Raw genomic sequence first — 18482 nt, forward strand, 5'->3', positions numbered from 1 at the left:
CGCGCGCTCAGGCAAAAGCCTGGATCACGCGAGGAGCGATTTGGTCCAATGGGCGGATTTCCACGGCCGCCTGCATGGCGGCCGCGGCCTTGGGCATGCCGTAGACGGCGCTGCTGGCCTGGTCCTGCGCAATTGTCAGGTAGCCGCGTTCGCGCAGCGCCTTCAGCCCGCGCGCGCCGTCCTGGCCCATGCCCGTCAGCAGCACGCCGACGGCCAGGCCGCGCCAGTGCTGCGCCACGCTATGGAAAAAAACGTCGATGGAAGGCCGGTACAGGCTTTCCTTGGGAGTTTCGGTGTAGCGCAGCGTGCCGTCGGCCAGCATGTGCAGATGGTCGCCGGTGCCGGCCAGCAATATCTGGCCGGGTTCGGGCCATTCGCCCTCGCGCACCAGCCTGACGGGCAGCGGCGCCTGTTCATTGAGCCAGTCCGCCATGCCCGCGGCAAACGAGGCGTCCACGTGCTGTACCAGCACGATGCCCGCGGGGAACTCCGGCGGTATTCCCTTCAGCAGATGCGCCAGCGCCGGCGGACCGCCAGCCGATGCGCCGATGACCAGGAGCCGCTTGGCATCGCCCTGTTGCATGGGCCGGGCCACCGGCGTCAGGGCAGGCCGCTTGCCATAGCGGCCGATCAGCCACCCCACGTTGCGGATCTTGCGCAGCAGCGGCGCAGACGCCGTGCGCATGTCGCCGCTGCCGATTACCGGGGTATCTGCCGCGTCCAGCGCCCCATGGCCCATGGCGTCGAACACGCGCGAGGTATGGCGCGCCACGTCGGCGGTCACCACCACGATCGCGCAGGGTGTTTCGGCCATGATGCGGCGCGTGGCTTCGACGCCGTCCATGATGGGCATGATGAGGTCCATCAGCACCACGTCCGGCCGGTCGCGGGCGCACAGGTCCACGGCCTCCTGGCCGTTGGTCGCGACCCAGGCGAGGTCCAGCCCCGGCTCCAGCGCGATCGCGCGCCGCAGCACTTCCACTGCCATCGGCATGTCGTTGACGATTCCGACTCTCACGTGCGCGCCTTTCCGATCAGGTCTTCCACCGCGTCGAGCAGCGCGTCGTCATGGAAGCTGCCCTTCGCCAGATAATAGTCGGCGCCGGCGTCCAGCCCGCGCCTCCTGTCCTCTTCCCTGTCCTTGTACGACACCACCATCACCGGCAGGCCCTGCAGCTTGGGATCGGCCTTGATGCGCGACACCAGTTCAATGCCGTCCATGCGCGGCATGTCCACGTCGGTCACGACCAGGTCGAACGACTCGCTGCGCAACATGTTCCAGCCGTCCATGCCGTCCACGGCCACGGCCACGTCGAAGCCGCGGTTCAACAGCAGCTTGCGCTCCAGCTCCCGCACCGTAAGCGAGTCGTCCACCACCAGCACGCGCTTGCGCCGCCGCGCCTGTTCGGCCGCGCCCGCGCCGTCCACCCGGCTCAGCTGTCCGCCTTCCACCAGCTTCTGCACCGACACCAGCATGTCTTCCACGTCGAGGATCAGCAGCGGCGTGCCATCGTCCATCAATGCGCCCGCCATCACGTCCTGCACCTTGCCCAGGCGCGGGTCCAGCGGCTGCACCACCAGCGTGCGCTCGCCCACGTAACGGTCCACGGCAACGCCATAAAGCCGGTCGTGGTCGCCCACCAGCACCACGCATACCGCTTCGGAGGCCGGCGCGGCGCCGCCCGTGCGCAGGATCTGGCGCGCGGACACCAGCCCGATCTGCCGGTCCATGAAGCGGAAATGCTGATGCCCTTCGAGCTGTTCGATGTCTTCGGCGCGCACTTGCAGCGCGTGGTTGACGTAGGCCAGCGGGAATGCGTAGATCTCTTCCTGCACCTCGACCAGCAGGCTGCGCACCACCGACAGCGACAAGGGCATCTCCAGCATGAAACGGGTGCCCTGCCCCGTCTGCTGCTGGATGCGCACCGCGCCGCGCAACTGGCGCACCATGGTCTGCACCACGTCCAACCCCACCCCGCGCCCCGAGATCTCCGTGACTTCGCCGCGCGTGCTGAAGCCCGACAGGAACAGGAACTCCAGCAGCTCGGCCTCGGTCAGCCGGGCCGCGGTTTCCGCGCTGGCCAGCTTGCGCTGCACCACTTCCACGCGCAGCCGGTCCAGCGAAATGCCGGCGCCGTCGTCGCTGAGTTCAATCAGCAGCATGCCGGCCGCATGGCGCGCCGACAGCCGGATCCGGCCTTCGGCCGGCTTGCCCGCCGCCAGCCGGTCCTGCGGCATCTCGATGCCGTGGTCCACCGCGTTGCGCAAGAGGTGCATCAGCGGCGCGTCGAGCTTTTCCAGGATGTCGCGATCCACCTGGGTGGACTCGCCTTCGATTTCCAGCCGCACCTGCTTGCCCAGCGCGCGGCCTACGTCGCGGACCATGCGCGCCATGCCTCCCACCCCGTCGCCGAACGGCCGCATGCGGCAGGCCAGCGCGGTGTCGTACAGGCGCTGGGCCAGGTGGCCCATGCGCCAGCCGAATTCGTCGACCTCGCTGGTGCGCTGCGACAGCTCCTGCTGGCATTGCTGGACGATGCGCAGGGCATCGTCCAGCGCGGCTTGCGCCTGCGCGTCCAGCGCCTGGCCCGCCAGGGCCGCGCGCACGCCGTCCAACGCCTGGACCGCGCCCGCCTGCATGCGCTTCAGACGCAGCATGGACGCGCCAAAGGGCGCGATCCAGTGCGACTCCACCAGGGTCTCGCTGGACAGGCCCAGCAATTTGTTGAGGGTGTCAGCCGTCACGCGCAGCACGCGTTCGCCCTCGCCCAATCCCGCGTCCGAACTGCGCCTTTGCACCGCTGCGGCGGGCGGTTCATCCAGGACCGGAATCGGCGGCAGGAAATCCGAGGGCTTGGGGACCGGCGCGGCAGCCTGCGCTGCCGGCAACGCAGGCGCATTGCTCAGGCGCGTCACCAGCTCGTCGATCTCGCTACCCAGCTCCACACCCGGCGTGGCCACGCGCTGCAACAGGTCCGCGCCCATCAGCAGGGCGTCGATGTCCGCGGCCTGCAGCCGCAGCCGGCCTTCGCGCGCCTCAACCAGGCAATCCTCCATGGCGTGCGCGATGCGCACCGCGGGATGCAGATCGACGATGCGGGCCGCGCCCTTGAGGGAATGGGCCGCGCGCATGCAGGCTTCCAGCTGCGGCGCGGACGTGGGGTCGTGCTCCAGGGCCAGCAGGCCCTTGTTCAGCACCTCCACCTGGGTGCGGGTCTCCAGCTGGAACAATTCCAGAAGCGAGGCATCGCGCATCTGATCCGGATTCACGCCAGGCTCCGTTCCAAAGCTTGCATCAGCAAGGTCTCGTCCAACACGCCCACGGCGCGGCCGCCGCAGCGGGCCATGCCGCGCGAGTACTTGAGGCTTGCGCCCTCCACGGTCGCGGGCAGGGGCTCCAGCCCGTCCAGGTCCACGGCGTGCATGCCTTCGACCTCATCCACCGGCACGACCACCGCCCGGCCTGCGCCGCCCAGTATCAGCATGCGCGCCGTGGCGGGCCGCTCGCGCGCGTCCTCCGCTGCCGCCTCCAGGCCCAGCAGACGCGCCAGCGACACGCACACAGTGAGGGAGCCGCGCACATTGGTCACGCCCAGCATCGCCGGATCGCGCCGGTGCGGCAGGCTCAGGATGCTGCGGGTGCCGGCCACTTCGTCCAGCGCCCGGGTCGGCAGCCCCAGCCATTCGCGGTGCACGCGGAACACCAGCAGCGAAGACAGCCTGGCGCGCTCCTGCTGGGCCTCTTCGGCGCCCTGCTCTTCCATTTGCGGCGGCAGACGGTCAAGTATGCGCTTGGCCGCCGCCGCATAGACCGGACAATTGCGGCAATGCACGTGGTCGGCCAATTGCGCGCAACTCTTGTCGCCGCGGATGCCGATGCGGTTCCAGCAGTCGTCCACGTCGGACAGCACGCCCATGATTTCAACCACGTCGCGCCTCCCCGCGAGCCGCGCGCGCCTGCAGGCGGCTGGCCGCTTCGTGATCGCCGTCCGACGCCACCAGCGCGGCCAGATGCAGCAGGGCTTCGCGATGGGTCGGATCGAGATAGAGCGCCTTGCGGTAGGCCGCTTGCGCCTGCCGCGCGTCGCCTGCCGCGTCCTGCAGCAAGCCTTGCAGATACAGGGCCTCGGCGCTGGCGCCGTGGGTGCCTATGTGCGCCTGGCACTGCGCCATGGCGTCCTGCACCCGGCCCTGGTCGGCCAGGGCCGCGATATGGCGCAAGGAGGCCTGCGCGTCGCGCAATCCGGCCGAGGCGACCACGGGCGCCGCGGGTATCGCCGGTATGGGCGCATGCGCCAGGGGCAGGCCGGGCTCCGGCGCCTGGGCCAGCGGCCGCCTGGGCGGCGTCCAGCTGTGCACGATGGGCCGCGCTGCCGCCGGCGCGACAGGCTCGGCCGGCGGGGGCAGCGGCTTGGCCAGGAAGGCGAACGAACGCGCCATGGGCACTGCCGGCAGCCTGCGGCCGGTCAGCAAGGTGGTTTCGGCCGGGCCGACGAAAAGCACGCCATCCTCGCGCGTAAAGCTGCGCAGCACCTGCACGGCGCGGGCCTGCGTTGCCGCGTCGAAATAGATGAGCAGATTGCGGCAGAACACAAAGTCATAGGGCGCCACCCCTGCCAGCAGATCGGGATCGAACAGATTTCCGGCCTGGAACCGCACCTGCGCCGCCACGTGGGCGGCCAGTTGGTGGCCGTCTGCGGTCTCCGAAAAATAGCGGTCGCGGTACCCCAGGTCATCGCCGCGGAATGAATTGCGGCCGTACAGGCCGCGCCGCGCGAATTCGACCATGCGCACGCTGATGTCGAAGGCGTCGATCTGGAAACGTTCGGCGGGCACGCCGGCGTCCAGCAGCGCCATGGCGATGGAGTAAGGCTCCTCGCCGCTGGAACAGGGCACGCTCAACACGCGCAACACACGGCCTTCGGCGCCCGTGGCGTACAGGCGCGCCCGCGCCAGCGCGGCCATGGCCGCCTGCGATTCGGGATAACGGAAAAACCAGGTCTCCGGCACGATGACCGCTTCGATGAGCTGCTGCATCTCGGCAGGCGCCGCCTGCACCTGCCACAGGTAATCCTGCTCATCGGCAATGCCGGCCATGCCCATTCTGCGCCGCACCGCGCGCTCGACGGCGGCCTTGCCGATGGAGCCGCTATCCAGGCCCATGCGCCGCTTGAGCAAGGCGCTGAACTCGTCGATCAGCATCATGGCCGCGCCTCGCGCGCCGCGCCTGCGGCGTCGGCGGGAAACAACAGCGCCCGCACGGGCGCAGGCAGCAGGTCGCGCACGTTGACAGCCTGCACCATGCCGTCGGCATCGCCGAGCACCGCGCCCAGATAGCGCGCCTGCGGATTGTCCAGGCCGCCGGACTGAAACGCTGCGGGATCGTAGTGCACGGTTTCGGTCGCCTGCTCCAGGATCAGCCCCAGCAGATGTTCCGGCCCGTCCGACTGCGCCTGATAGCGCACCAGGGCCAGCCGGGTGCTGGTGACGGCGGCGGCCGCGCCGCCCCCCGCCAGCGCGCTCATGTCGATGACGGGGACAGCCACGCCGCGGCGGTCCATCACGCCGGCCACCCACGCCGGCGCGCCCGGCACCTGCTTGAACGGGCGCAGGCCCAGCACCTCGGCGATGTCTCTTGCGTCCAGCGCATAGCGGTCGCCGCCGATGCGGAACAGCAGGTACAGCCGGCGTCCGGCCGCAGCAGAGGGAGCGCGCTGCGCCATGGCAACCATCACACCTTGAAGCGCGAAACGCCGCTGCGCAGGTCGTTGGCGACCAGCGTCAGTTCTTCGATCGCCAGCGTGGACTGGCGCAGCGATTCCACGGTCTGCTGGGCGGCGTCGCTCAGCTGCTGCAGGGCCTGGTTGATCTGTTCGGCGCCGGTGGCCTGCGCCTGCATGCCTTCGTTGACCATTTGCACGCGCGGCGCCAGCGTCTGCACCTGCTGGATGATCTGCGACAGCTGGTCGCCCACCTGCTGCATGTCGGCCATGCCGCGTCGCACTTCCTCGGAGAACTTGTCCATGCCCATGACGCCGGCAGACACCGACGACTGGATCTCGCGCACCATCTGCTCGATGTCGTAGGTGGCGACGGCGGTCTGGTCCGCCAGCCGGCGGATCTCGGTCGCCACCACCACGAAGCCGCGGCCGTATTCGCCGGCCTTCTCGGCTTCGATCGCCGCGTTCAGCGACAGCAGGTTGGTCTGGTCCGCCACTTTCGTGATCGTAGTAACCACTTGCGTGATGTTGCCGGCCTTCTCGTTCAGGATCGCCAGCTTGGCGTTGACCGAACCCGCCGCCCCGACCACGTTGCGCATGGTGTCTTCCATGCGCGCCAGGCCCACCTGGCCGCTGCCCGCCAGCGCCGCGGTCTGCTCGGCCGCGCCCGAGACTTCGGCCATGGTGCGCACCAGCTCGCGCGAGGTGGCGGAGATTTCGCGCGAGGTCACGCCGATCTCGGTCGTGGTGGCGGCGACTTCGGAGGCCGTCGCCTGCTGCTGCTTGGAAGTGGCCGCGATCTCGGTGACGGAGGTGGCCACCTGCACCGCGGAGCGCTGCGTCTTGCCAACCAGACCGGTCAGCTCGTCCACCATGCCATTGAAGCCGGTTTCGATGGCGTTGAATTCGTCCTTGCGCGCCAGCGTCAGTCGCCGTGTCAGATCGCCGCCGCCGGTGGCCTCCAAGGTCTTGACGATGGCGCGCATGGGGTTGGCGATGGCGCGCATCAGCAGGATGCCGCAGATGATGGCCGCCACGATCGCCAGGCCCAGCGACAGCAGCATGCGCGTTTCGGCGCTGTTCACCGATTGCTTGATGGCGACGGCCGCTTCGTCGGCCTGTTTCTTGTTTTCCTGCACCATCCTGGCGAGGATGTCGCGGCCCTTGTAGAACGCCGGCCGCAGTTCCGCCTTGATCAGCGCCTGCGCCCGCGCCGGGTCCGCGAGCGCGGCAGGCGCAAGAATGTTGGCGCGGATACGTCTGTACTCCTGCAGTTCCTTCTCGAACTCCTCGAACATCTGCCGGTCGTCGGCGCGCGCGATGGTGCGACGGTATTGCTCGATATCGTCCGCCAGCAGCTTATCGGTCTCGGGCAGACCCGCCAGGATGCGGCTGCGTTCCTGGTCCGTCTCCATGTTGAACGCGTCCTGCACCAGCACGAAGCCGGCGAACCAGGAGGCCCGGATCGAAGTGCTGTAGTAGATGCCGGGCACGGCATCATTGTTGATCAGCTCGACTTCCGACTCGATGACCAGCAGGCGCCGGTAATCCATCACCACCATCAACGCCATGATGGCCAGAATCGCCAGGAAGCTGGCCAGGATGCGCTGGCGTAGTGTCAGATTCTTCATGCCGGGAGACCTCTATGCAAAATCAACTCGTCGATTGGACCGAAATATTCTGGAACAGAACCGGGGACACAAGGCTGTCCATTTATTACGGGATGTTGTGAGTTGGTTGACAATTATTGCAAAGGCAAACGCTGACAGCCACGGAAAACGCCGAAATTGCGGGAAATATGGCGCTTTGCGTCGGAAAAAAGCAAAGCCCTCTTACAAGGGCTTGTCTTTTCCCGCAACAATGCGTACCGGACCCGTTTTCAGGCGGCGCCGCTCCAAAGCGCCGCGGGCGGACGGGATTGCACCCAGTCTTGCGCCTGCCCATAGGCGTGCGCAAGCTGCAGCACAGCCAGGTCCGCCTGCGGCGGCCCGATAAGCTGCATGCCCATGGGCAGCCCTGCGGCGTTGAATCCCACCGGCACGCTGATCACCGGGCAGCCCGCCAGCGTCCAGGGCGTGACGGTCTCCATCCAGCGGTGATAAGTGTCCATGGGACGCCCGGCGATCTCCTTGGGCCAGTCCAGCGCCGCGTCGAAGGGGAACACCTGGGCCGACGGCACCGCCAGATAATCCACGTCGTCGAACATGCGCTGCACGGTCTGGTACCAGGCGCTGCGCTCTTCGGTGGCCTGGTAAACCTGCCGCGCCGTCATGCCTTCCAGCCCTTCGACTTCCCAGACCACGGCCGGCTTCACCAGCTTGCGGGTTTCGGGATTGTGGACGAGGGGGTGCAGTTGTCCGCCCACCATCAAGTGGCGGTGAGCCAGCCAGATGCGCCAAAGGCGTTCGCCGGCGAATGGCACCTGGTAGTCGACCGCCTCGCAGCCGGTCTGCGCCAGGCCGGCCAGCGCCTGCTCGCACAGTTCCAGAATGCCCGCCTCCATCGGCAGGTAGCCATTCCAGTCGCCCAGCCAGCCCACGCGCTTGCCCCGCAGGTCGGCGTCCAGGGACTGCGCGAACTGCGCCGGGTCGCCGGTCAGGGACAGCGGCACGCGGCGGTCGGGTCCCGCCATTACGGACAGCAGCATGGCCACGTCGCGCGGTGTACGGCCCATCGGCCCCTCAACCGCCAGCTGCTTGAGGAAAACCTCGGTCGACGGTCCGTAAGGCACGCGGCCAGCGGACGGGCGCATGCCGTAGACGTTGCAGAACGCCGCGGGATTGCGCAGCGAGCCGCCGAAATCGCTGCCGTCCGCCACCGGCAGCATGCGGGCCGCCAGCGCGGCCGCAGCGCCGCCGCTGCTGCCGCCCGCGGTCCGGGACGGATCGTAGGGGTTGCCCGTGACGCCATATACCTGGTTATAGGTGTGCGAGCCCAGGCCGAACTCCGGCACGTTGCTGCGGCCGATGAAGATGGCGCCGGACGCGCGCATGCGCTCGATGATGATGGAGTCGTGCGCCGTGACCTGGTCCTTGTAGACCAGCGAGCCCATGGACGTGACCATGCCGCGCACGGCGGTCAGGTCCTTGGGCGCCTGCGGCATGCCATGCAGCCAGCCCAGCCACTGTCCCGCGGCCAATTGGGCGTCGCGCTCATCGGCCTCGCGCAGCAGTTCGTCGCTGTCGCGCCGGGCGACGATGGCGTTGAGCTTGGGATTGACCCGGTCGATGTGCGCCAGGTAGGCCGCCATGACCTCGCGGCAGGACACCTGACGCTTGCGGATCGCCTCGGACAGCGCGTGCGCGGGCATCGCCACGATGTCGTTCAATGGGACGGCTGCGGCCGGGGCGGCAATGGTCATGCGGGTCTCCTTGCGGCGCGCCTTCGACTCGGGGCGCCTGATCATATGGGGTCACGCTTGCCGGACGCCGGCCGCGCAGGCAGACGATACTACGCAAACCACAGGCGCCGCTCTTGGCGCGCCGGATCCCGCGGCAGGCCGGAAAACTTGCGCCAGATCAAACCGCAGGCTGGCGCACCCGCCCTAAGATCGCCTTCCGCCCCACAAGGAGACGACCTTGACCTCAGACGCAGACATCTGCACCGAAGCCGAAATCCGCGACCTGGTGCACGCCTTCTACGGCAAGGCGCGCGCGGACGCGCAGCTGGGCCCGGTCTTCAACAGTCAGGTGCACGACTGGGACGAGCATCTGGCGACCCTGTCGGATTTCTGGTCCGCCGTGCTGCTGGGCACGCGCCGCTTCACCGGCATGCCCATGCCCAAGCATGCCGCCATGCCGAACCTCAGCGCAGAACTGTTCGAGCGCTGGCTGGCGCTATGGCAGGAGACCACCGACGCCCTGCCCAACCGGGCGCTGGCCGACGCAGCCCAGGAAATGGCCCGGCGCATGGCGCGCAGCCTCTGGTATGGGTACCAGCTCAGCCGCGACCCCAGCCAGCCGCTGACCGAACTGCACCCGGCCTGATCACTCGATCCGCCACCAGCCCGGCAGCAGCCCGCGCACCTTGGCGCGGCGGTAGCGGTCGTCGATCAGGTGCACCGTGCCCACGTCGTGTTCCGTGCGGATGACGCGGCCCGCCGCCTGCACCACCTTCTGCATGCCGGGGTACAGGTAGGTGTAGTCGTAGCCGTTCTCCACGCCATAGCGCAAGTCCATGGCGCGCTTCATGTTCTCGTTCACGGGATTCACCTGCGGCAGCCCCAGCGTGGCGATGAACGCGCCGATCAGCCGCTTGCCGGGCAGGTCCACGCCTTCCGAAAATGCGCCGCCCAGCACCGCGAAACCTACGCCCTGCCCCGTTTCGGTAAAGCGCGCCAGGAACGCCGCGCGGCCCGCCTCGTCCATGCCCGGCGTCTGCAGCCAGATCGGCACCGCGGGATGGCGCTCACGCATCAGGTCCGACACCTGGCGCAGATAGTCGAAACTGCTGAGAAAACCCAGGTAGTTCCCCGGCCGCTCGGCGTATTGCCGCGCAATCAGTTCGACGATGGGCGCCAGCGAACGCTCGCGATCGCGATAGCGCGTGGATACGTTGCCCACCACCCTCACCGCCAGCTGCTCGGCCTGGAATGGCGCGGCCACGTCCAGCCAGGGCGTGGCCGCGGGCAGGCCCAGCGTGTCGCGGTAGAACTGCTGCGGGCTCAGCGTGCCCGAGAACAGCACCGTGGCATGCGCCGCCGCGTAACGCGCCGCGAGGTACGGCGCCGGGATCACGTTGCGCACGCACAGCACGGAGGGCGGCGTCTTGGCGCCGGCCGCGCTGGCGTCCGACAGGGTCACATCGAACAGCGCGTGCGAGCCGAACTGCTCGGCCAGCCGCATGAATTGCAAGGCCTCGAAGTAGAACGCCAGCACGGGATCGTCCTGCGGCAGCGGGTTCTCGGCCATGTGCTCCATGATCGCGCCCACCGCCTTCTGCACCGCGGCCAGCACGCCGGCCGCGACCTCGTCATAGGCCTGGTAGCGCTCCGCCTGCTTCTTGTTGAGCGCGTTCCATGAGCGCTGCAAACCATCCAGGGACTTCTTCAACCCCTTGGGCGCGGCGTAGCGCGCCGCCGCGAGCGAGGCCTGGTCGAGCTCGCCCGTGTACATGCGGCGCGCCCGGTCGACCAGATTGTGGGCCTCGTCCACCAGCACCGCCACCTTCCATTGGTACACCTGCGTCATGGCGTACAACATCGCAGTGGCGTCGTAGTAGTAGTTGTAGTCGCCCACCACCACGTCGCTCCAGCGGATCAGCTCCTGCGACAGGTAGTACGGGCAGACCTGATGTTCGCGCGCGGTGGCCGCCACCGTGGCGGCATCCAGCCGCGCATGCGACAGCGCGGCCTCGCGCGCCTGCGGCAAGCGGTCGTAGAATCCCTGCGCCAGCGGGCAGGACTCGCCGTGGCAGGCCAGGTCCGGGTGGACGCAGGTCTTGTCGCGCGCCTGCAAGTCCAGCACCCGCAAGCCGGGCGCAGCCGGCTGCGCGTTGACCGTGTCCAGCGCCTCAAGCGCCAGGCCGCGGCCCGGACTCTTGGCGGCCAGGAAGAAAATCTTGTCCAGGCCCGCGCCCGGGCTGGCCTTGAGCAGCGGGAAGATCGTCCCCAGCGTCTTGCCTATGCCGGTGGGCGCCTGGGCCATCAGGCAGCCGCCGTCGCGCGCCGTGCGGTACGTGGCCACGGCGAGCTCACGCTGCCCCGCGCGGAACGCGCCGTACGGGAACTTCAGCGCTTCCAACGCCGCATCGCGCGCCTGGCGGTGCGCAAGCTCGGTCGCTGCCCAGGCCAGGAATCTTCCGCATTGCTCGCGGAAGAACGCCTGCAGCGCGGCGGCCTCGTGCGTTTCCACCAGCACCGTCTCTTCCTCGGTGACCACGTTGTAGTACACCAGCGCCACGCGCAGGCTTGCGAGTCCGCGCGCCTGGCACAGCAGATGCCCGTACACCTTGGCCTGCGCCCAATGCACTGCGCGGTGGTTATCGCGCACACTTTCAAGCTGGCCGCGGTAGGTCTTGATCTCTTCGAGCTGATTGGCAACGGGATCGTAGCCATCGGCGCGGCCGCGCACCAGCAGGTTTTCATGCAGGCCGGACAGCGCCAACTCGGTCTCGTAATCCGGCCCCCGGCGCCCCGTCACGGCGGCATGGCCCGCCATGCCCTCCAGACCCGTGGGCGCAGGCGTGAAGCGCAGGTCCAGATCCCCCGCCCGCGCCGTGAATTCGCACAGGGCGCGCACCGCCACGGCGTAGCTCATGCCGCGTCCTCGCGCCAGCTGACGTGGCACACCCGCACCGGCATGCCGTGCGACACGCAATACCGCAACCAGCGGATCTGGTTGTCCTGCAGCTTGTCGCCCGGCCCCTTGACCTCGATCAGCTCATAGCGGCGCTCGGCCGGCCAGAAGCGGATCAGGTCCGGCAAGCCGGAGCGGTTGGTCTTGACGTCGCGCAGCAGGCGTTCGAAGTACAGCTTCAAGTGGGCGGCAGGCAGGCAGTCCAGCGCCTGCGTCAGCAGGTCCTCGGACAGGGAGCCCCAGAAAACAAAGGGCGATTGCAGTCCGGATTTTTCGGCGTAGCGTTGCAGGATCAGGTCGCGGTAGCCCGGCGTGTCCAGCTGCGCCAGGCATTGCGCAAACAGCGCCGCGCGGCGCTCATGGAAATCCGGCGCGTCCAGGTCCGCCGGACCGCGCTGGAACGGATGGAAGAAAGCGCCCGGCAAGGGCGCGAACACCGCGGGCCAGCACAGCAGTCCGAACAGCGAATTGATCAGCGCGTTTTCCACGTAGTGCACGGGTGCGTCGTCCCGATGCAGGTGATCGCGGGTGACGAATTCCACCGAAGTTCGCTCTGCCGGGCGCGCCAGCGTCAGATCGGTGCGCAGCAAGGCGGGAGCCGACTCGCGCGCCGGAGCGCCCTGCCCCGCGCCGCGATACAGCCGCGGCAGCATGCGCGCCAGGCGCTGGCTTTCCTCTTCGCTTTCAGGTTGGGCCTGCGCCTGCAGAGCCAGGGCCAACGCGTCGCCGTGCCGCGCCATGCGTTCATACACGCGGATGCGGCGATGGCGCGCGCCAGGATATGTGCAGGCCTCGTACACGCGCTGCGCGGTGTCCCAGTCCTGCGACCGCTCGCAGGACTGCCCGATGCGCAACAGCACTTTGGCGCGACGCTTTTCGAGCCAGGGGTTGGCGCTGGCGCAGGCCTGCACGGCCTGCATCAGCGCATCGGCATCCGCCCCCTCATCCAGGGCGACGCGGCAGGCGTGCAGCGCCAGATAGCAGTCCACGTCTTCGCGCGTCTGGAAGGCGCGCGACGAGGCATCGAACAGCACGGTCTCGTACTGGAATACGCCCAGGTCGGCCAGCACGAACTCCGACCAGTCCTGGTGCAGATTGCCGAAGAACATCAGGCGGAATCGCTCACAGACATCCGATACGGCCACGCGCCAGACTGGCTCGTCCGCTGCGGGATTCCAGTCCGCATAGGGCCGCGCATCCGCGCACGCGACGCGCACGGCCTCCAGCAGATCGCCCTTGCGCGGGGCGGACTTGGCCGGCACCTGCGCAAACATGCGATTCAGCTCCGGCTTGGTATGCAGGCCGAAGAGTTCATCCAGCGTCATCGGCGCCTGCGCGTCCAGCCAGCCCAATTGCAGCAGCGGCCCGGCGGCGGCCTCGGCCGCGCCGATCTCCTCGTAGGTCAGCCGGCTGGCGCGGAACCATGGCCCGCGCCGCATCAGCATGCGCACCATCAGGGCCTGGGATGCCTGCGGCAAGGCCGGAAATTCCGCCATGAAGCGGCGCTCGGCGTCGTCCAGCAGGTCGGCGTAGCGGTCGCCCACCCACGTCAGCGCGCGCTGGAAGTTGTGCAGATAGTAGTAACGGTAGGCGGGGAACATCGGCCGGGCCGGAAGACTGGATATTTATCCAGCAATCATAGCAGGCGCGCCCGGCCGGCGTCCCTCTCTTCAGGCTTGCCCGTGGCGCACCAGATTGAACCCTTCGTCTTCGTCCGGCTCGACGAAGTACGCCGTGATCATGTCGAACTGTTCGTCCGTGGTGGTGTAAGGGTGCGTGCCCGAGGCATTGCGCGCGCGCAGCCTGGCCTTGCAGACCTCATCGGGCAGATCCAGAAAATGCAGCTGATGGGCGCAGCCGGCCTCTTGCGCCACTTGGCGCAGCCATTCACGGCTGCGCCGCGTGTTGGCCGGGAAGTCCAGCACCACCGACAAGCCCGCCCCGACCAGCGCCGCCACGTGGCTGCCCATGGCATTGCGCAGGCGGCTGGCGCAGCGGGCGTAGTCGGTCAGGTCCACGATTTCTCCGGGATACAGCGCCGCCAGCCAGCTGTCCTCGCTGAGCAGGATGGTGCCGGGCCGCGCGGCCAAGGCTTGCGCCAGCGTGGATTTGCCGGCGCCGATCTTGCCGCACAGAAAGTGCAGCATGGGCGTGGCGGCGGCGGAAGGTTCTGTGGACATCATGAAGTGCTCTCCTGGAAAAAACTGCGGCAGGAGGCGGGCCAACAAAAAACCCGCCTCTGGCGGGTTTATGTAGCGATGTACCGACGCGCGCTAACCCACCATGACCTTGATGGTGGTAATAATCAAATCGAACGGGGTCAGGGATCGGCGCATGTGGTGAAGCTTGCGCCCGGCATCGGCTCTTGTCAAATTCCGCGGAAAAAACAGCGCCGGCAAGCCCTGCAGCTTGCCGGCGCCGTGTTGCATCACGCTGCGCGATGCCGCGGGGACCTCAACGCGCGGGCTGCGGCGCCGCCCCCACGTCCTTGCGCACCTTGGCCACGTCGGCGGCGGTGACGGCCGCCCCCTGGTTGCCCCAGCTGGACCGCACGAACGTCACCACATCGGCGACTTCCTTGTCGGTCATGCGCCAGTCGAAGCCCGGCATCGCGTAGGCAGTGGGCGCCGCCGCGGTGGCCGGCATCTGCGCGCCCTTGAGCACGATGTGGATCAGGGACGCGGGGTCCGCCGAATTCACCGTCGAGCTCAACGCCAGCTGCGGGAAGGTTTCCGCATAGCCCTTGCCGGTACTGCGGTGGCAGGCCGCGCAATTGTTGAGGAAGGCCATGGCGCCGTCGCCCTTGTCCTTGCCCGTGCGCAGCGCCTGCGCCACGGACTCGTTGTAGGCCAGCGGCTTGGTGGCGTCCTTGTTCACCGGCGGCAGGCTCTTCAGATAGGCCGCGATGGCGTTCAGGTCGGCATCGGACAGGTGCTGCGTGCTGTCGCCCACCACCTGCGCCATGCCGCCAAAAGCCGCGGAATGGCCGTTGCGACCGGATTTCAGGAAGGCCACGATGTCCGCCTGGCTCCAACTGCCCAGGCCGTCGGTCGTGTCGCCGCGCAGGTTCTTGGCCAGCCAGCCTTCGACCACGCCGCCGGACAGGAAGGCCGAGCCGTCCGCCTCGGTCAAGGCCTTTTCCTGCAAGGCGACGCCGCGCGGCGTGTGGCAGGTGCTGCAATGGCCCAGGCCTTCGACCAGGTACTGGCCGCGCAGGAGCGCGGCGCGGTCGGCGCCCTGGGTGTCCGCGGTCACGGGGGCCGTGGCCACGTCGGGCGCAAACATCCAGCGCCACACGCCCAGCGGCCAGCGCATCGACAAGGGCCAGATGATGTCCGTATCCTTGTTCTCCTGCTTGACCGGCTCCACGCCGTGCATGAAGTAGGCGTACAGGGCCTTCACGTCCTCGGGCGTGACCTTGGCATAGGCGGTGTACGGCATCGCCGGATACAGCGAGTGCCCGTCCTTGGCCACGCCATGGCGCACGGCCCGGTCGAAGTCCTCGTAGGAATAGCCGCCGATGCCGGTGTCCTTGTCGGGCGTGATGTTGGTGGAATAGATCATGCCCAGCGGCGAATCGATGCCCAGGCCGCCTGCAAACGGCTTGCCGTCCTTGGCCGTGTGGCAGGCGATGCAGTCGCCGGCGCGCGACAGGTACTCGCCCTGCTTGATCATCTGGGCGTCGGCGGCGGCCGGCGTGCCGTCCGCGGCGAACGCGGCGCTGGCCACCAGGGCGGAGATGGCCGCAACAATGGTCTGCTTAATCATTGTGCCGTCTCCTTAAGCCTGGACCAGCGGGCCGGGGTTCTTCAGATACAGGTCGCGGATCGCTTGCGCCGACCAATAGGCCAGCGCCCCGACCAGGCCGGTGGGGTTGTAGCCCATGTTCTGCGGGAACACGCAGGCGCCCATCACGAACAGGTTGGGCACGTCCCAGCTCTGCAGGTACTTGTTGACCACGCTTTCCTTGGGGTTGGTGCCCATGATGGCGCCGCCCGTGTTGTGCGTGCTCTGGTAGACCCGCGTGTCGTAGCGCGCGCCCTTCTTGCGCACTCCCACGGCGTACTTTTCGGGCTTCATGGCCTTGGCCACTTCTTCCATGCGCTTGCCCATGTAGCCCAGCATGTCGAACTCGTTGTCGTGCCAATCGAAGGTCATGCGCAGCAGCGGCTGGCCAAAGCTGTCCTTGTAGGTCGGGTCCAGCGACAGATAGGCGTCGCGGTACGACATCACCGAACCGGAAATGCCTATGGACATGTGGCGCTGGTAGGCGTCCTGTACGCCGGCCTTCCAGCCCGTGCCCCAGCTGGGCGTGCCCGGCATGGTGGGCGTCTGCTTGATGGGACGGCCGCCGTAGCGCACGTGGCGGATGCTGGCGCCGCCCAGGAAGCCCAGCGGGCCGTGGTCGAACTGGTCGCCGTTCAGGTCGTCCATGCCCACGCCGCCCGCGCCCGTGCCCACGAAGGGATTGAGCTGGGTGCCCTTGGGCAGCAGCACGCTGACCGCGCCGTTCATCTGGTACGCATAGTTCTTGCCGACCACGCCTTCATTGGTCTTGGGATCGTAGGGCTTGCCGATGCCGGACAGCAGCAGCAGGCGCACGTTGTGCATCTGGTAGGCCGACAGGATCACCAGGTCCGCCGACTGCTCCACTTCGCGGCCTTGCGCATCGATGTAGGTCACGCCCACGGCCCTCTTGCCGCTCGAGTCCAGGTTGACCTTGATCACGTGCGAGTGCGTGCGCAGCTCGAAGTTGGGCTTCTTCAGCAGCACCGGCAGGATGGTGGTCTGCGGCGAGGCCTTCGAGTACATGTAGCAGCCGTAGTTCTCGCAGAAACCGCAGAAATTACAGGGGCCGAGACGCACGCCATAAGGGTTGGTGTACGGACCCGAAGCATTGGCCGCGGGCGCCGGATAGGGGTGGAAACCGACCTCGCGCGCCGCCTTGTCGAACAACTGGGCGCCGTAGGTGGTGGTCAGGGGCGGCAGCGGAAATTCCTTGCTGCGCTTGCCTTCCAGCGGATTGCCGCCTTCGACGATCTGGCCGTTCAGGTTGCCGGCCTTGCCGGAGGTGCCGCATACGTACTCGAACTTCGTGAAGTACGGCTCCAGCTCGTCGTAGGTCACGCCGAAATCCTGGATGGTCATGCCTTCAGGGATGAAGTTCTTGCCGTAGCGCGTTTCATACCGGGTGCGCAGCTCCAGTTCTTCGGGCAGCACACGGTAGTGCATGCCATTCCAGTGGAAGCCCGCGCCGCCCACGCCCGTGCCCAGCAGGAACGAGCCGTTCTGGCGGTACGGCACGGCCACGTCGTCCACGCCATGGCGGATGGTCACGGTTTCCTTGGACAGGTCCTGGAACAGCTTGCCGCGCACGGAGTACGCCAGCTCATCCGCAACCTTGGGATACTCGGCGTCCTTGGGCGTGTCCTGCATCGCGCCGCGCTCCAGCGCCAGTACATGCAAGCCGGCCTCGGTCAGCTCCTGGCCGAGGATCGCCCCGGTCCAGCCGAACCCGACCAGCACCGCATCGACTTTGTCTTTCTTGATCGCCATGGCTTAACCCTTCTCCCCAGAGATCGACACGGGGCCGTAGGGATACTTCGCGTTGGGCTGGTCGGCCCAGTCCATGAAGTCCGCGCGCGCGCCCGGGAAACCCACCATCTTCCAACCCACCATGTTCTTGTTGCCGCCATACATCGGATCGGCGAAGAAGCCTTCCTTGGTGTTGGAAAGCAGGAAGCTGAAGAACGTCGTGGCAGGCACGGTTTCGAACTTGATCTTGCCGCCCTGCAGGTCCTTCAGGATCTGCTCCTGCAGCGGCTTGTCCAGTTCGGCGTAGGCCTTGCCGTGCGTCTTCACGCACCAGGCGTCACAGGCCTCGATGCCGTGGCGATAGACCTCGCGGGGATTCTGGTTCAGCTGGTAGCCCAGTTCCGGCACCTGGTCGGTGTGGAACGGACCTTGCATGTACCAGAGCTTGCCGTGGCCGAACGGGGTTTCCATCTGGCGGTCGATGAACTCCGGCACGCCGGCCTCGATGGCGCCGGGACCGTACTGGTCTGCGGGAATCAGATGATCCACCGCGGCCACGATGAAGGCCCATTCGGCCTTGGTGAAATAGGTGGGTTCGTAGGGCTTGGCCGCGCGCGCTGCGGCGCTATCCGGCTCGTTGGTACAGCCGGTGGTCATTGCGCCCACCGCCAGCGTCGACGCCGGCACAATGGCCAACGCCTGCAGGAACCGCCTGCGCGGCTTTGCGTCTTCTGTCATAGACATCTCCGTGAATACTCCAAGTTGTCCTAGCTACCGAACATGAACCTGGGAACACGAACCGCCGAGCTAGTGACAACACGCTCTTCGCTTGCAGAAAATCGACCCGATCCCCACGACATGGAGCTTGGGAAAGGGTGCGCACATTATGCGCTTTTTAGGCCATCTGATACGCTCAGATGACCATATCAGA

Annotated in this window: 15 protein-coding genes; 1 reads left to right on the plus strand and 14 read right to left on the minus strand. The window is 67.5% G+C overall.

Annotation, left to right across the window (positions count from 1 at the left end):
- Positions 1-7: 7 nt before the first annotated feature.
- From IB257_RS05745 to IB257_RS05775, 7 genes are all read right to left on the minus strand, one after another.
- Positions 8-1018 (minus strand): chemotaxis response regulator protein-glutamate methylesterase, encoded by a 1011-nt coding sequence (locus tag IB257_RS05745; RefSeq protein ID WP_054456381.1) that lies wholly within the window; start codon positions 1016-1018, stop codon positions 8-10.
- On the minus strand, positions 1015-3270 hold the full coding sequence (locus IB257_RS05750; protein WP_192491992.1) for a hybrid sensor histidine kinase/response regulator: 2256 nt from the start codon (positions 3268-3270) through the stop codon (positions 1015-1017). Before IB257_RS05750 ends, IB257_RS05745 begins: the two co-directional genes overlap by 4 nt.
- Entirely contained in the window at positions 3267-3917 is a 651-nt protein-coding gene (locus IB257_RS05755; RefSeq protein WP_175181489.1) for a chemotaxis protein CheW, read from the minus strand. Before IB257_RS05755 ends, IB257_RS05750 begins: the two co-directional genes overlap by 4 nt.
- A gap of 4 nt (positions 3918-3921) precedes the next feature.
- The gene (locus tag IB257_RS05760) at positions 3922-5205 is read right to left on the minus strand and encodes a protein-glutamate O-methyltransferase CheR (protein WP_082401157.1); all 1284 of its coding nucleotides are present in this window, start codon (positions 5203-5205) and stop codon (positions 3922-3924) included.
- Positions 5202-5732, minus strand: a complete 531-nt coding sequence (locus tag IB257_RS05765; RefSeq protein ID WP_082401156.1) for a chemotaxis protein CheW — start codon at positions 5730-5732, stop codon at positions 5202-5204. The genes IB257_RS05760 and IB257_RS05765 overlap by 4 nt, the downstream gene beginning before the upstream one ends.
- The gene (locus IB257_RS05770; RefSeq protein ID WP_054456378.1) at positions 5732-7351 is read right to left on the minus strand and encodes a methyl-accepting chemotaxis protein; all 1620 of its coding nucleotides are present in this window, start codon (positions 7349-7351) and stop codon (positions 5732-5734) included. Before IB257_RS05770 ends, IB257_RS05765 begins: the two co-directional genes overlap by 1 nt.
- A gap of 248 nt (positions 7352-7599) precedes the next feature.
- On the minus strand, positions 7600-9081 hold the full coding sequence (locus tag IB257_RS05775; protein WP_175181301.1) for an amidase: 1482 nt from the start codon (positions 9079-9081) through the stop codon (positions 7600-7602).
- A gap of 217 nt (positions 9082-9298) precedes the next feature.
- Here IB257_RS05775 and IB257_RS05780 point away from each other — a divergent pair, with 217 nt between their 5' ends.
- Positions 9299-9706: a group III truncated hemoglobin gene (locus tag IB257_RS05780; protein WP_119451386.1), complete on the plus strand. Its 408-nt coding sequence runs from the start codon at positions 9299-9301 to the stop codon at positions 9704-9706.
- On the opposite strand, the gene IB257_RS05785 is transcribed toward IB257_RS05780, so the two are convergent.
- The 7 genes from IB257_RS05785 to IB257_RS05815 form a co-directional block, all read right to left on the minus strand.
- On the minus strand, positions 9707-11977 hold the full coding sequence (locus IB257_RS05785) for an ATP-dependent DNA helicase (RefSeq protein WP_192491993.1): 2271 nt from the start codon (positions 11975-11977) through the stop codon (positions 9707-9709).
- Complete coding sequence (locus IB257_RS05790) at positions 11974-13617, minus strand: VRR-NUC domain-containing protein (RefSeq protein WP_192491994.1); 1644 nt, start codon at positions 13615-13617, stop codon at positions 11974-11976. The genes IB257_RS05785 and IB257_RS05790 overlap by 4 nt, the downstream gene beginning before the upstream one ends.
- Before the next feature lie 69 nt (positions 13618-13686).
- The gene (locus IB257_RS05795) at positions 13687-14199 is read right to left on the minus strand and encodes an ATP-binding protein (protein WP_192328230.1); all 513 of its coding nucleotides are present in this window, start codon (positions 14197-14199) and stop codon (positions 13687-13689) included.
- Positions 14200-14289: 90 nt separating this feature from the next.
- On the minus strand, positions 14290-14445 hold the full coding sequence (locus tag IB257_RS05800) for a hypothetical protein (RefSeq protein WP_192491995.1): 156 nt from the start codon (positions 14443-14445) through the stop codon (positions 14290-14292).
- A gap of 25 nt (positions 14446-14470) precedes the next feature.
- On the minus strand, positions 14471-15784 hold the full coding sequence (locus IB257_RS05805; RefSeq protein ID WP_125473720.1) for a cytochrome c: 1314 nt from the start codon (positions 15782-15784) through the stop codon (positions 14471-14473).
- Positions 15785-15796: 12 nt separating this feature from the next.
- Positions 15797-17572, minus strand: coding sequence for a GMC family oxidoreductase (locus IB257_RS05810; protein ID WP_192491996.1), 1776 nt, complete (start codon positions 17570-17572; stop codon positions 15797-15799).
- A gap of 3 nt (positions 17573-17575) precedes the next feature.
- Entirely contained in the window at positions 17576-18289 is a 714-nt protein-coding gene (locus IB257_RS05815; protein WP_054456371.1) for a gluconate 2-dehydrogenase subunit 3 family protein, read from the minus strand.
- Between the last annotated feature and the right edge of the window lie 193 nt (positions 18290-18482).

The organism is Achromobacter sp. ACM03, assembly GCF_014851665.1.
GTDB lineage: Bacteria > Pseudomonadota > Gammaproteobacteria > Burkholderiales > Burkholderiaceae_B > Achromobacter > Achromobacter aegrifaciens.